Source organism: Vibrio sp. 070316B (genome assembly GCF_013114115.1).
In the GTDB taxonomy this organism is placed as follows: domain Bacteria; phylum Pseudomonadota; class Gammaproteobacteria; order Enterobacterales; family Vibrionaceae; genus Vibrio; species Vibrio chagasii_B.
Window position 1 is genome coordinate 1 of the sequence record NZ_VTYC01000035.1, and the last position, 12915, is coordinate 12915.

Genomic DNA, 12915 nt, shown 5'->3' on the forward strand with positions numbered 1-12915 from the left:
CAAACGTATAAAAGTGAAACTAAAAGGCCTGACTCCGATAGAATATCGAACTCAGGCCTTGAAAGCCGCTTAACAGAAATGTCCAACTTTACGGGGTCACTTCATTAAGTGGCTTTTTCAAAATATGTTAGAAAGTAGGAATGACTAGTTTAGTAGTGCACTTTTCACTTCAGGATCTCGAAATATCTCTTCAAAGCGCTGTTTGTAGATCAGTTGCATCTCATTGATGATTGCACCGCCATCAGGCACATCATTCTCCCCTTGGAAGTTTTTGCTGAGTAGCTTCTTACCAGCTTCATCATAAATAATCACATTAACGTTGTACCAAGAATTGTCCGTGAACGCGTGAAAGTCATACTTCCATTCATTCAAGACGAACATCATTGATTTGTTGTCGAACACTTTCATCTGCTCGGCAACCTTAGTGATATCCTCTTCCGGTGTCGTCTCAACAGACTCAACGGCAACTTGCTGCTTTTTCAAGCCTGCTACTAATCTATCCGTTAAAAATTGAGACATTGGCTGCTGTGTCGCCGTGTTGTAGGTATAAGGAATACCTAATGAGCTGCGAATAATACCTTCGAACTTTGGCTCTTTATCGTGATCGAGAACGTATGGTCGCTTGTCGATCACAGCTATAGTCAGCGCTTTTTCTTGCGGAACTTCATTGAGTTGAGGTGCACTTTGCTCTGCAGTTAATACTGTCGCACAACCGGAAAGCCCTAGAGATACTGCAGCAAGCAGCAAACTGACGAGTTTTTTCATTAGATTTACCTATCTTATTGTTTTGAATAGGCTGTTCTAACAAACATTGCCTCGCCCCGCAAACATTCATCAAATCAATAATTTATATAATCTTTATTTCTATAAATTAGCTCACACATCAGGTTGAATTTATTGAGTCGTCAATCAATAAAACGCTAAGTAACAAGCCCTTGTAAATGAGAGTTATGAAATGAACGAAATATGTTCAACCCATGTAGATCACCAAGTAAGCGCTTAGTTAATTCTGTGTGATTATTAGCAGTTTTCTGTGCTCTACCTCATTTACCGTGACTTCAAGATTCATCTTAAGTTTAGATACGTATATACTTTGTAGGTATCTCACCAAATAATATCTATAAAATACGAATAGAGCTGATCAGATATAACAGCCTTGAGACTAAGAGAGGAAACACGTGAAGAAAATGGAAGCTCCGCACGATATGAACATTGGAGCTAAATTCAAAACAAATAGACACGGTTATGTGACAGTAGTTGAATATTATAATACTCATACTGTTATCGTCGCGTTTGAAAACACCGGAAATATTCGAGCTATCAGTGCGGCTAAATTACGTACAGGCCAACTAACTGATCGTTCGGTTGCTCCTGAGTCAATTATGATTGGCGAACAGGTTGAATCGGTTAAACACGGAATATTAACCATTACTCAAGTTGAGTCTGAAAATATTGTTGTGTTAACAAATGCTGACAATGAAGAAATTAGAATGCTATTGCCAGCAGTACAAAAAATGAAAGACAAAGTTGAAGATATTGATGAAGATAAACTTGAAGCATCAAAACCAACTTCTCTAAGCCAGTTAACTAAAAGAAGTAAAAAGACTAAAGACGTTAATAGCATGCTTAAGAAAATGCTTACCGATTACGGAAGATACGATTAATTCAACATTTAATCTTAGCTAAACCTTTCAAGATTCAAATTCTAATATCCAAATAAAGATCCTCCTCCCTATCTAAATAAAAGACGTTGCATATTCAAGTGAGAACTTAATTTGATCAAGATCCCACTCTGAATTTCTCGCGCAATTTAACGAGATCTGCGTCACAATCTCATTTTGACTTTGTGACGCAAGTCTTATTGAAATCTCAATATTTCCATTAATATGCTCCCACACAATAAGAGAACGAAGTTTCTCAAACCTTAAAATCCAATCGAGACAAATATTATGAAAAAGATTCTTGTAGTTTGCGGTAACGGCCTTGGTACTTCTCTAATGATGGAAATGGCAGTGAAAGATGTGGCTAAGAAAATTGGTTTTGAAGCTGAAGTTGATCACGAAGATCTATCTTCTGCAGCATCAAGCACTGCGGATATCTGGGTTGCTGCAACTGACGTTGCGAATCAACTAAAAGAAGCGGGTAAAGAAAACATCATCAGTCTACAAAATATTTTTGACAAAGCATCAATCGAAGAACAACTAAAAACTTTCATGTAAGGTCAAAATTATGCAAAACTTTTTCGAGTTTATGCTTGGCTTATTAAAAGAGCCAGCAATCATGGTGGGTTTAATTGCTTTCATTGGCTTAGTTGCACAGAAAGCAGATATTTCTACCATTCTTAAAGGCACAATTAAAACCGTAATGGGTTTCCTAATTTTAGGTTTTGGTGCTGGTGCTCTAGTTGGCGCACTAAATAATTTCTCAGTAGTATTTACTGAAGCATTCGGCGTAAGTGGTGTTATTCCAAATAACGAAGCAATTGTGGCATTAGCACAAGAAGCATTCGGTTATGAAATGGCTCTAATTATGTTCTTCGCATTCGTTGTGAATATTTTATTGGCTCGTATTACTCCTTTAAAATATATTTTCTTAACGGGTCACCACACAATGTTCATGTCTATGCTAGTAGCGGTAATTCTGTCTACAGCAAACATTGAAGGCACAGTTCTAGTCGCAATCGGCTCTATCATTGTGGGTACATTAATGGTTGTGATGCCAGCGCTAGGCCAAAAGTACACTGAAAAAGTGATGGGTACTGATCAACTGGCTATTGGTCACTTCTCGACACTGTCTTACATCGTGTCTGGCTTCATTGGTAGCAAATTCGGTGACACATCAAAATCAACAGAAGACATCCAAGTTCCTAAAAGCTTAATGTTCCTGCGTGATACGCCAGTAGCCGTAGCAACAACAATGGCTATCTTCTTCATGCTTGCGTCTATTATTGCGGGCGGCGAGTTTGTAGAAACAGTATCAAGCGGTCAAAACTGGGTTGTATTTACCTTCATGCAATCTCTAATCTTTGCTGGTGGTGTTTACATCGTATTGCAAGGTGTGAAGATGCTAATTGCTGAAATCGTTCCTGCATTTAAAGGTATCTCTGACAAACTAGTACCAGGAGCAAAACCTGCTCTAGACTGCCCTATGGTATTCCCAGTAGCACCAAACGCGGTACTAATCGGTTTCCTTTGTTCTTTCGCGGCTGGCCTACTAGCAATGGCAGTTCAAGGTGCACTTGGTTGGACAATCATTGTAGCGGGTGTGGTTCCACACTTCTTCGTAGGTGGTGCGGCAGGTGTTTACGGTAACGCGACTGGCGGTCTACGTGGTGCGATTCTAGGTTCATTCACTCAAGGCCTATGTATCTCTTTCTTGCCTATGCTACTGCTTCCTGTTCTTGGCGGACTTGGCCTTGAAGCAACAACATTTGCTGACTTCGACTTCGGTGTGGTTGGTCTGATTCTAGGGTGGATTGTTTCATGAGTTTATTCGATTTAGTCGGTAACCAAGGCGTTATCATCAACTCTGAAGAAAACCTAACGGTTGATGCTGCGATTGATGTGACATGTTCAACACTACTAGCGAGCAACAAGATTGAAGCAAGCTACGTTGAAGCCATCAAACAAAAGCACAAGGACATTGGTGCGTACTATGTTCTAGCTCCAAAGATTGCAATGCCTCATGCTCGTCCTGAAGACGGCGTAAACGAAGCATCACTGCAGGTGACTGTATTCAAAAAAGGTGTTGATTTAGAGTCGGAAGATAACGGCGACGTTTACCTTTCCATCACTCTGGCTGCAATGGATTCAGATAGTCATATCCATACCATCATGGCGCTATCAGAGCTGTTCCAAAATGATAATGACATTGATGCCATTATCGCTGCAGAAACAGAGCAAGAGATCATCGAGATCTTAAAGCGATACTAACCTCGATATATTGCCCCTGAGCGACCAAGCCCCCAAATAAAAAGCGATAGCCTCGGCTATCGCTTTTCTGTCTCTCTTTAATCAATGCCAATTGATCAGCAAACTCGATTTATTGTCCTTACGGTTTACTGAGCCCTTGGTTTGATCATCTTAAAATCATAAAGACCGTCGTTGGCGGCTCTCTCCTTGAACAACAACTCCCCGTTATAAAACGTAAAAGCGAGCAAATCACGCTCATACTCATAAATATAAGCAACCGCTCCATCACTGTTGATGACCTGATCAGGTTGACCTAATCGATCAGTCACATCTTCAATGTTCGCTTGTCGATCGACTAGTTGTTCCAAACCGGCTTCATCGTAGCCACCTTCATCCATACAACCTGATAAAGCGGCAACCAAAGCTAGCAGTATGATTTTCGTTCTCAACAGCTTATTCCTTGAATGGTTTTTACAACCATATCAGTAGCCTTGCTACATCACTGTAAGTTATTGTAAACGCGCAACTAAAATGAGAGAGGATTAGAGCTGCTCTAAGATGATCACGTTTCGTAAACCGGGTAAGCCCACTTATCGGTTGATAGCTCAAAGCAATACTGAGCGTGCTTCTTCAAACACTCAAACACTTCGCGGTCGAGCTTATGATTCTCAACGTGCTCAGTCAAAATCGCCATCGTCTCTTCCAGTGTCATTCCCTTTCGATACGGGCGAGATTGGCTCAATGCTTGGAACACGTCTACAACGGCTACAATTCGACTGGGCTGATCCAATTCTTCTGCTGTTTTACCCATTGGATAACCAGAACCATCTAGCCTTTCATGATGATTCGACGCCCACTCACAAATCTGAGGTGAACTAAACAGCTCCTGAAGTGCGAACCGTGTATCTGTCGCATGACGCTTAATGCAGCAATACTCTTCATCGGTGAGAAAACCCGGTTTATGAAGAATATCACCAGGTGTTTGTAACTTGCCGATATCGTGTACCAAACCAGCTAAATAGAGCTTACGCTGCGTTGTATATGAGTAACCCAATTGCTTGGCGAGATACTCTGAAAGCTGCCCTACCTTCAACGAATGCTTAAAGGTAAACGAGCTCTTGGTATCCACCACATTGGCAATAAACTCAGCAAAAGCGACCGTTTCATCCAACGACATCTGTTGAGAGAAGAATGGCACGGGCTCAAAATTGTCCCTCATGTTTTCGATGTAAGGGATCTCCATCGAGAACCAGAAGTCGTCCAAATCGACAAGCTCACACATATGTTGCACAAGGTTAGTTTCGAACATCTCATCTGCTTGTTCAGTCAAGCGTTCGATAATGCTCGCTTTACCATCAGGAGTAAGGTTGCCATAGCGATCGGAAGACGTAATGCCATAGAGATAATCAACCCTATCGGCAAGCATGACAATGGCGGCTAGCTCTTTCTCTAATTCACTAATAGGTAACGCTTTAAGCTCCACCCAAGGGGTGTGATGATAAAGCACTGGTTTAGAGAATATCGAAAGTACGGGACACTCTTTTAAGATTTGGTAGCCTTTCTGACAATGATGGTGGGTGGAATCAGGAACAAAACCTGAGACCAAACTGAGCTGTTCATCAATTTGGGATACACCACAGTCGTGAATGAGCCCCAACGAGAACGCAAGCTGTGCTTGTTCCTCTTCCCAACCCACACTCAGGGCACAGCGGTAAGCGATATAACCGACTCGTTGCCCATGATTTTTGCTTTCAAAACCTACGTTATCAAGCGCCTTAGCTATACCAAATAGAGCCTTTCTAAGGTCTACGGTTACGTCTTGGCAATGTTGATTCATTACTTAAGCCTAGAATTTTTATTGTTCTTATATATTTAGGCTGCCAATACTAATGCATAGTTAATGTTTATATACACAACTAATGTAAGGTTTAATGAGTTTCGTGATAGATCTAACGTATCACGGAAAAATCGTGCTACAAATGGTTGCATATTAAAAAACATGCGACATCATGTTTTGCCGACTAAAATCCACTCAACTGAAAAGTCAAAAAAGGAAATGCATGTTTAAAACAGTTATCGATGACGAATTGTCTATTGCTTTGGTTGAAGAGCGTTTCGCCTCTCACTATGCGGAAATCTCACAAAGTCAAAATGAGTATTTAAGTCAGTGGCTTGTATGGCCGCCACATTGTAAAACCGAACAAGATTTTAGGCTCTTCGTGCAGCGCTCACTACACGATTACGCAGAAGGTAAAAGTATGACCTGTGCCATCGTGTACCAAGACAACATCGTTGGTAACTGTAGTTTCAATACCATTGATCATGATATGCAGAAGGTAACGATAGGTTATTGGCTGTCTGAACCATACCAAGGAAGGGGAATTGTCACGCGTGTGGTTAAAAAGCTGATTGATATTGCTTTCAATGAGTTAGATATGGAGAAAGTTGAAATATCTGCCGCCGTCGAGAACCAAAGCAGCCGCAAGGTTTGTGAGCGCTTACAATTTAATTTAGAAGGTATCATTACTCGTAGCGAGAACTTGAACGGTCGTATCGTTGATCACGCAATCTATGGTCTCCACCGTTCAAAACAGTAGCCGTTTCTGGTTAAGAAGCCACGGTTTAAACTATTGGGTGTCAGTTCAAACCATGGCTTTTGTTTTTCCTAAGCGAGTGTAGGCTCAATAAAGATAAATAACGGTTAAACCGCCTTAGCAATCACAATCGTGAACTTAGCCCCACCATGAATGCTACCATCGATCTTGATACTCCAACCTAACTTCTTCGCCGCAGAGTTTGCAATGGCAAGCCCCAATCCAAAACCACCGGTTGAAGCGCTTCTGCTCGAGTCTAAGCGAGAAAATGGAACAAAGACTTCATCACGACGCTCCTCAGGAATACCAGGCCCATTGTCCTCAACGACTACTAGCCAGCTTTCTGAGTTTTCATCTAAAGTCAGCCAAACATGGTCTTTAGTATAGTTGCCAGCATTCTTAAGGATGTTATCAAACACCAAGCGAGCCATTGAGCAATCACACTTAATCGTACAGTCTTGATTCACCTTTGATTCAAATGTCACATTGTCCAACTCAGAATAACGAATCCGGTCTAAACAATATTCAAGTAAACTCGCTCTTACTTTCACCAACTCGAAGAAGGAATTGTCCATAACATTTAACTTCGAGAGCATAATGATCTCTGATGTGAGCTCGTTGATATCGTCCACGTAGGTATCAATATCATCAAAAAGTGCTTGATGCTGCTCAGGCGCTCCTCGTCTCAGTATGTCAGTAGCTAACTGTATTCGGCTCAACGGAGTACGAACTTCATGGGGAATTGCTTGAGCAAATATATGGCTCTCTTTCACCTTGCTTTCTATCTCTTCAGCCATGCAATTAAAACTGCTAGCCAACTCGGAAACAGGATGAATATATTCAGCCTCAGAACGCGTACTCAGTTTACCTTTACCAAACTGTTTCTGCTTCTCAACTAACGACTCAATTCTCTCTTGAAAGCCTCTAACCGGTAAGTAAACACTAGCTCCAATCGCAATGATGACCGCGAGCAGAAGTCCAATTAAAAAGTGTCGCTCTGAATCCTCATACCATTCAATTTCAGGAGAAAAGAAGTCCCCTACTTCACAGAATGCAAAGCTAAACTTGGAATTCGGCAGTTGGTACACAGCCGAGTACAAGTTGTTTTCGCTAAGGTAAATAGGCACACCATTTAAGATGGTGTGTAACTCACATCGTTGACAAGGAGGTTCTCCCGACCAATTCTCTAACAGGCGTAAATTGAAAATAAAAAACTGTTGGTGACCTGTTCTATCGAGTTCCTTGTAGAGCGAATCTTCTTTGTCGCGATGCTGGATATACTGCTCAACAAAGTACAACCCATCATTGAGAAAGGTCTCAATCTCTGTTCTTCGCATATGTCCTTCACCAAGGTGTAGGAACAAAAATATTGTCGCCGACATCCCTGTAACAATACCAAGGTAGAGCCGAGCAAACATCGAAACAGAGCGAAGCTTCTTTTTAATAAATTTAAGCAACCAGCATATACCCCTTATTACGTACAGTGCGTATTAACTGTTTGTCTTTTGCATGGACGCGCAGCTTTCGGCGTAAACCAGATACACGCATATCAATCGAACGATCGTTAAACGCGTAATCTATTCCTCGGAATAGCTGGCAACATTGGTCTCGGGTAACGACTTGGCAAACATTCTTAACAAGAAGGTTCAAAATCTCAAACTCTGCGGATGTGAGCTTCAAGTTTTGTCCGTATAAAGTGGCACTTTGGGCAGCGTTATTGATGACGATCTCACACTGGTTTTCCGGCACCGTTTCCGCCGTTGTTATAACCGGCGTTGCACGTCTCAACAGAGCTTCGATTCGGGCCAGCAATGCATGACCTCGTATCGGCTTAGCCACATAATCATCAGCACCGAACTTAAATAAGCTTACTTCACTCATTTCATCAGCAGAGGCAGTCAGCACTAAGATCATTCCATTGTAAAACTCACGAGCCTCTCGGCAGATTTGTGCGCCACTCATACCTGGTAGCATAAGGTCCAACAGCACTAAATCAGGTTCAATACTTCGGATAGCTTCAAGTGCCAAGTTTCCCTCATGAACGACGCTCACTTCATACCCTTCCGCCTCTAGGTAGAGTGTGGTTAAACGAGCGATCTCTTGGTCATCTTCGACAATGAGTACTTTGGTTTTCGACATATCTATCACCAGTATTTATTAAAAGCGTGGGCAGTATATATACTGGTCATATATCATCAATATTGTTATTAGAGTCAAGCCTTTACCGTACGCAAAACATAATAATCATATTTGTACATCTACGTTTACAAAATTAGACAACAGGTCGTCTGTAAGCTCCGATTTATATAGGCTCCGCAAAATGACACCGATTGCATTTAATGTCGTATCCCATCGTAATCGCTTACACTTGCTTTATTTTCTTACCCACACTTACATTAAAATTGTTTACAAAAAACAATCAAATCAACCATCTTTTAACCAGTCACACTGCAGTTTATAAAACCAAGGAATAGACCCCGTTTAGATTTAAAAACCAAAAAGTTCGACTGACCACTAAAGGAAACCGATTACCTGTTTCACTCATCAGCACTTTCTTTTTTTGCTCCCCCATTCCTTCCTATAAAGTCATTACCACTTCAAGTAACATTCACAATATCAATAGATGGCTTTGTAATTTGTCATTTAATCACTCCTTAGAGGGACCCTCTTAAAATGAATAAACCGCTTTCGCTGTTACTGGCTACGTCTGCTTTATTTTCAGTACCTTTACTTGCTGATACGGATAAGCAAGAAACGATAAAAAAGATTCAATCTCAGGTAAGTTCTTGGATTGATATTCAGGTCGCTCCGCAAAGCAGCATTATTCAAAAAATGGTCTTTGACTGTGAATTTTATAGCGCAACGCCTTATATCAAGTCTCCAGATGGTAGTGAAAGCAGTTCAGGTTCATACCGTTTCTACTCACAAAAAGGTGTATTAGGTACCGTCACTGAACCGTTTACGACTCAGCCACTGCCTGAATTAACCATGTGCTTAAAAGAAGATTTCACCCTAGCGAATCAAGACCAAGCGCAACTTCTATTCGAAGCTATCGAAACGGTCTATCCAAATCATTCTATGTTTGATGAGAACTTCCCAAAGGAAATCATAAAGAAACCAAATGGATGGCATTTTATTGATGGTGAAATCTTCGATGATAAAAAAGGCTATATCATCGAGACAACTCCGGAAGGGAAAGTGACCAAGATCATCCGCTCGTTAAACCTATAAACACACCTTTCTCACTAATATGGAGAGGGTTTGATTTGTATTAATAAGTCACCGAAGTAGGCCTGCCTGCTCGGTGGCATCGAACTAAAACTTCCTCACGTAGAGTCCAGCATGATGACAAGTTATCAATCTTTCGAGTACCTAAAGTGCCCTATTTGGATATATGACATCGATAACAAAAGAATCACATGGGCAAACCAAAGTGCTCTTCCTTTGTGGGAGGCAGAATCTTTGTTTGAACTGACGTCACGCGACTTTAGTGTCGAGATGTCAAAGGCAATAGAGGCGACTCTCGAAGAGTATCAAAGGCAATTTCTACGTGGTGAAAACATCAAAACATGGTGGAACTTCACCCCCAAATACATAGCCAAACGCGCACTATGCCAGTTTTCCGGCATTCCTTTACCTGATGCTCGAACGGGCATGTTAGTTCAAGTTGTTGCCGAAGAAGGCAGCCTTAAGCACGATCTCGCTTACTCAGACGGAGCGAACCTTTCTCTATTATGTGACCGTTCAGGTAAGATAGTAAGCACTAACTCCGCGTTTAATCAAAACTATGGCTCACCGTTTGCCACCCTCTCCGATTTTCTTTCCAGCGAAGAAACCGCAGCTCATTGGCTATTTTCAGCACGAACGGGGCAAGAGATCCTAGAAGAAGTGAGCTGTACAATAGGTGACAAAACCCATCACTTTGACGTTCAAGGCAAGTGGCTGTTCGATAAGAGCGAGCTACTGTTAGACCTAACCTGTACCACCAAACAAAAAGAAAAGCTGATAAAAGCCAGGTACAACGCGGAGCACGATTACTTAACAGAACTTCATAACCGTAGAGGGATCAACAACTTACTGCAAACCAGCATTGCCTACCGCTCCCCTTTTGAGTTGATGTTTGTTGACCTTGATGGCTTTAAGCTGGTCAATGACACCTATGGGCATAGCGTAGGAGATCAGTTGCTAAAACAAGTCGGTGAGCGCCTAAAACAACTAGTTGATGAAACCTGCATGATTGGTCGCTTTGGTGGCGATGAGTTCATCGTGATCGCTCACGCCTGCCGAAATCAAAACATTCCTCTGCTTTGCACGCGCATTATTTATGCACTAAACCGAAGTTTTCATATCAGTGGAATCGGTACTCTGTCTGTGGGTTGCAGCATAGGTACTGCAAACTTTCCAGATAACGCCATAGACCAAGAGTCCTTACTAAAACAAGCGGGGATGGCAATGCACATGGCAAAAGCTAACGGACGTAACCGCTTCCAAACTTTCACCCCGAGCTTAGCTCGTGCGCTTCATCGGAAAGTAGAAATTCGCCATCGCTTAGCTCGTGCCCTAGAGAATGAAGATCTCGCACTCCATTACCAACCGATCATGGATACCAGTGGCGATAAAGTGAAAGGCTTCGAGGCACTGCTTCGGTGGTCAGATAAAGATTTAGGGGACATTAGACCTGACGAGTTTATCGCTCTAGCAGAAGAAACAGGTCAGATTGTTCCACTTGGAAAGTGGGTGCTCAACTCCGCGCTTAAGCAGCTATCCATTTGGCACCGAGAATTTGATAACCAACTAACGATGAGTATCAACATCTCGAGTATTCAAATGCATGCAACCTTTGCAGACCAACTATCTGCAATGCTCAACTTCTACAATATCCGACCTCAGAGCATCGCCCTTGAGATCACTGAGTCATCCATGATTTTCAAACATGGCGAAGTTAGACAAGCATTGTGCGACATTGCCAAGTTGGGTGTGGAACTGCACCTGGATGACTTTGGTACTGGTTACTCTTCTCTATCTATGTTGCATGACCTACCTATTAGTACCGTTAAGCTTGATAAAAGTTTTGTGCACGGGTCACACAAAGGCAGCAAAGCCATTGTTCAAGCAACCCAAGCTATCTGTGACAAGTTAGGGCTAAAAGTGGTCGCGGAAGGTGTTGAGACAGAAACGCAGAAGGACTTCTTGGTCGACTGTGGTTACCAATATCTGCAGGGATTCTTGTTTAGTAAGCCTATCCCTTCAAATGAAGTCGAAAGCCAGTTCTTATTCCTTCGATAAGTCGGTGTTATTCACTTGAAATAGCGAGTAAACAATAGTGGTGAGTATAGACTCAAGCATCGTGTATTTGGCCTAACAACCTGCTTGAACATATCGATCTTTTAGCACCCGACGACAGTATGTTTCTAACTCATAAAATCTTGCCTTCGTCTCAATATTTCAGCTATCTATCCGCTCTTTATGTCAATTCTTGTTCAGCTCAAATGTGACCTTTTGTCGACTCATATTTGAGCTTCGATATTTTGTAGACTGATTTCGTCCATACAAAATGAGAAAGAGAATCATGAAAAAGAACCACTTAGTCTTACCAGCCATCGCTGTCGTTACAGCTTGCTTACCATTGTCTGCACTCGCAAGTGACCGCGACAACTCTATTGAGGCCGGTGTGACATTTATTGGGAATCAAGAGCTAGCAACCTTTGGCTATAGTAAAGCCCTATCGAATAATATTGTTGTCGGTGGTGGCTTTTCATTAGGCACGGAAGCGGTAGATTTGGACGAGCCAAACTCACAAGATGCATGGGGCTTATATTCCAACATTGGCTACCGATTTGAAATTGCCGAGTTTGATATCATCCCTAAGGTTGGTATCAACTACTTAAATGCGGATGTGGAATCGGGAAACGCTTCTTTCAACGACATCAATATCGATAATGTTTATGGTTCAGTGGGCGCCACAGTGAACTGGCGTATGATAGGTCTTACGGTGGATTACGGAAAGATCAATGATTCAGCAATGGTACCCGACGGTTCAGGTAGCACCAAACCATTCGAAGAAGATGTCGTACGTGTTACAGCAAGCTTCAACTTCTAACCTTTAGCTTTCCACTTATGTAAAAAGAAAAGCTGTCAAAAAATGGCTTAAAAGGAAGCCTAACAAGGAAGTCCGCAAAAGAAAGTCGACAAAAGCTCCTATTAGCCTGCCTAATTAGGGGCTTTCTGTTTGTAAAGCAATCAATAAGGGTGAAATTTGATTTAAACCTTTAATATAACAAGGTTTAATTTGAGTGCTAGATATTATACGAACCTGACTCATATCGATTCAAAATATCTCCTAACAAAATAGAGTGCAAACACTAACCAAAATCAGAACAATCATGGAATCAATATCACAATTTATACTT

General features: G+C 41.7%; 14 protein-coding genes. 9 read left to right on the forward strand and 5 right to left on the reverse strand.

The features are described 5' to 3' along the window. Nucleotides 1-73: IS3 family transposase (locus tag F0251_RS24705; protein ID WP_353057852.1), on the forward strand; the 73-nt coding region annotated here is incomplete at its 5' end. A gap of 71 nt (nucleotides 74-144) precedes the next feature. Here the strand turns inward: F0251_RS24705 and F0251_RS20355 are convergent. Next, complete coding sequence (locus F0251_RS20355; protein ID WP_061031276.1) at nucleotides 145-765, reverse strand: hypothetical protein; 621 nt, start codon at nucleotides 763-765, stop codon at nucleotides 145-147. Nucleotides 766-1187: 422 nt separating this feature from the next. On the opposite strand from F0251_RS20355, the gene F0251_RS20360 reads away from it, so the two are divergent. The 4 genes from F0251_RS20360 to F0251_RS20375 all read left to right on the forward strand — a co-directional run bounded on the left by F0251_RS20360 (nucleotide 1188) and on the right by F0251_RS20375 (nucleotide 3932). Further along, nucleotides 1188-1664, forward strand: a complete 477-nt coding sequence (locus F0251_RS20360) for a hypothetical protein (protein ID WP_008217326.1) — start codon at nucleotides 1188-1190, stop codon at nucleotides 1662-1664. A gap of 285 nt (nucleotides 1665-1949) precedes the next feature. Then, complete coding sequence (locus F0251_RS20365) at nucleotides 1950-2219, forward strand: PTS sugar transporter subunit IIB (RefSeq protein ID WP_004740070.1); 270 nt, start codon at nucleotides 1950-1952, stop codon at nucleotides 2217-2219. 10 nt (nucleotides 2220-2229) lie between these two features. Beyond that, complete coding sequence (locus tag F0251_RS20370) at nucleotides 2230-3486, forward strand: PTS ascorbate transporter subunit IIC (protein WP_009845708.1); 1257 nt, start codon at nucleotides 2230-2232, stop codon at nucleotides 3484-3486. Then, nucleotides 3483-3932, forward strand: a complete 450-nt coding sequence (locus F0251_RS20375; protein ID WP_061031278.1) for a PTS sugar transporter subunit IIA — start codon at nucleotides 3483-3485, stop codon at nucleotides 3930-3932. Before F0251_RS20370 ends, F0251_RS20375 begins: the two co-directional genes overlap by 4 nt. A 125-nt stretch (nucleotides 3933-4057) precedes the next feature. On the opposite strand, the gene F0251_RS20380 is transcribed toward F0251_RS20375, so the two are convergent. Both F0251_RS20380 and F0251_RS20385 read right to left on the reverse strand, forming a co-directional pair. After that, nucleotides 4058-4360 carry a hypothetical protein gene (locus tag F0251_RS20380; RefSeq protein WP_239931458.1) on the reverse strand — a complete coding sequence of 101 codons (303 nt, stop codon included), beginning with the start codon at nucleotides 4358-4360 and terminating at the stop codon, nucleotides 4058-4060. Nucleotides 4361-4473: 113 nt separating this feature from the next. Further along, complete coding sequence (locus F0251_RS20385; RefSeq protein ID WP_061031280.1) at nucleotides 4474-5748, reverse strand: HD-GYP domain-containing protein; 1275 nt, start codon at nucleotides 5746-5748, stop codon at nucleotides 4474-4476. Between the two features lie 223 nt (nucleotides 5749-5971). Here F0251_RS20385 and F0251_RS20390 point away from each other — a divergent pair, with 223 nt between their 5' ends. Beyond that, nucleotides 5972-6508 (forward strand): GNAT family N-acetyltransferase, encoded by a 537-nt coding sequence (locus F0251_RS20390; protein WP_061031281.1) that lies wholly within the window; start codon nucleotides 5972-5974, stop codon nucleotides 6506-6508. Between the two features lie 104 nt (nucleotides 6509-6612). Here F0251_RS20390 and F0251_RS20395 read toward each other — a convergent pair whose 3' ends face one another. Together F0251_RS20395 and F0251_RS20400 are read right to left on the reverse strand one after the other, a co-directional pair. Further along, entirely contained in the window at nucleotides 6613-7962 is a 1350-nt protein-coding gene (locus tag F0251_RS20395) for a HAMP domain-containing sensor histidine kinase (RefSeq protein WP_061031282.1), read from the reverse strand. Next, complete coding sequence (locus tag F0251_RS20400) at nucleotides 7955-8644, reverse strand: response regulator transcription factor (RefSeq protein WP_061031283.1); 690 nt, start codon at nucleotides 8642-8644, stop codon at nucleotides 7955-7957. The genes F0251_RS20395 and F0251_RS20400 overlap by 8 nt, the downstream gene beginning before the upstream one ends. A 534-nt stretch (nucleotides 8645-9178) precedes the next feature. On the opposite strand from F0251_RS20400, the gene F0251_RS20405 reads away from it, so the two are divergent. From F0251_RS20405 to F0251_RS20415, 3 genes are all read left to right on the forward strand, one after another. Beyond that, nucleotides 9179-9736: a hypothetical protein gene (locus tag F0251_RS20405; protein ID WP_061031284.1), complete on the forward strand. Its 558-nt coding sequence runs from the start codon at nucleotides 9179-9181 to the stop codon at nucleotides 9734-9736. A 111-nt stretch (nucleotides 9737-9847) separates the two neighbouring features. Continuing rightward, a complete protein-coding gene (locus F0251_RS20410; protein ID WP_171731693.1) occupies nucleotides 9848-11791 on the forward strand; it encodes a bifunctional diguanylate cyclase/phosphodiesterase in 1944 nt (647 codons plus the stop codon). A 283-nt stretch (nucleotides 11792-12074) separates the two neighbouring features. Further along, entirely contained in the window at nucleotides 12075-12605 is a 531-nt protein-coding gene (locus F0251_RS20415; RefSeq protein WP_061031286.1) for an autotransporter domain-containing protein, read from the forward strand. Nucleotides 12606-12915: the final 310 nt, after the last annotated feature.

Bases quoted from the DNA above. Each gene is read 5' to 3' on its own strand.
- F0251_RS20355 (WP_061031276.1), bottom strand. From the start codon at position 765: ATGAAAAAACTCGTCAGTTTGCTGCTTGCTGCAGTATCTCTAGGGCTT.
- F0251_RS20360 (WP_008217326.1), top strand. From the start codon at position 1,188: ATGGAAGCTCCGCACGATATGAACATTGGAGCTAAATTCAAAACAAAT.
- F0251_RS20365 (WP_004740070.1), top strand. From the start codon at position 1,950: ATGAAAAAGATTCTTGTAGTTTGCGGTAACGGCCTTGGTACTTCTCTA.
- F0251_RS20370 (WP_009845708.1), top strand. From the start codon at position 2,230: ATGCAAAACTTTTTCGAGTTTATGCTTGGCTTATTAAAAGAGCCAGCA.
- F0251_RS20375 (WP_061031278.1), top strand. From the start codon at position 3,483: ATGAGTTTATTCGATTTAGTCGGTAACCAAGGCGTTATCATCAACTCT.
- F0251_RS20385 (WP_061031280.1), bottom strand. From the start codon at position 5,748: ATGAATCAACATTGCCAAGACGTAACCGTAGACCTTAGAAAGGCTCTA.
- F0251_RS20390 (WP_061031281.1), top strand. From the start codon at position 5,972: ATGTTTAAAACAGTTATCGATGACGAATTGTCTATTGCTTTGGTTGAA.
- F0251_RS20400 (WP_061031283.1), bottom strand. From the start codon at position 8,644: ATGTCGAAAACCAAAGTACTCATTGTCGAAGATGACCAAGAGATCGCT.
- F0251_RS20405 (WP_061031284.1), top strand. From the start codon at position 9,179: ATGAATAAACCGCTTTCGCTGTTACTGGCTACGTCTGCTTTATTTTCA.
- F0251_RS20410 (WP_171731693.1), top strand. From the start codon at position 9,848: ATGATGACAAGTTATCAATCTTTCGAGTACCTAAAGTGCCCTATTTGG.
- F0251_RS20415 (WP_061031286.1), top strand. From the start codon at position 12,075: ATGAAAAAGAACCACTTAGTCTTACCAGCCATCGCTGTCGTTACAGCT.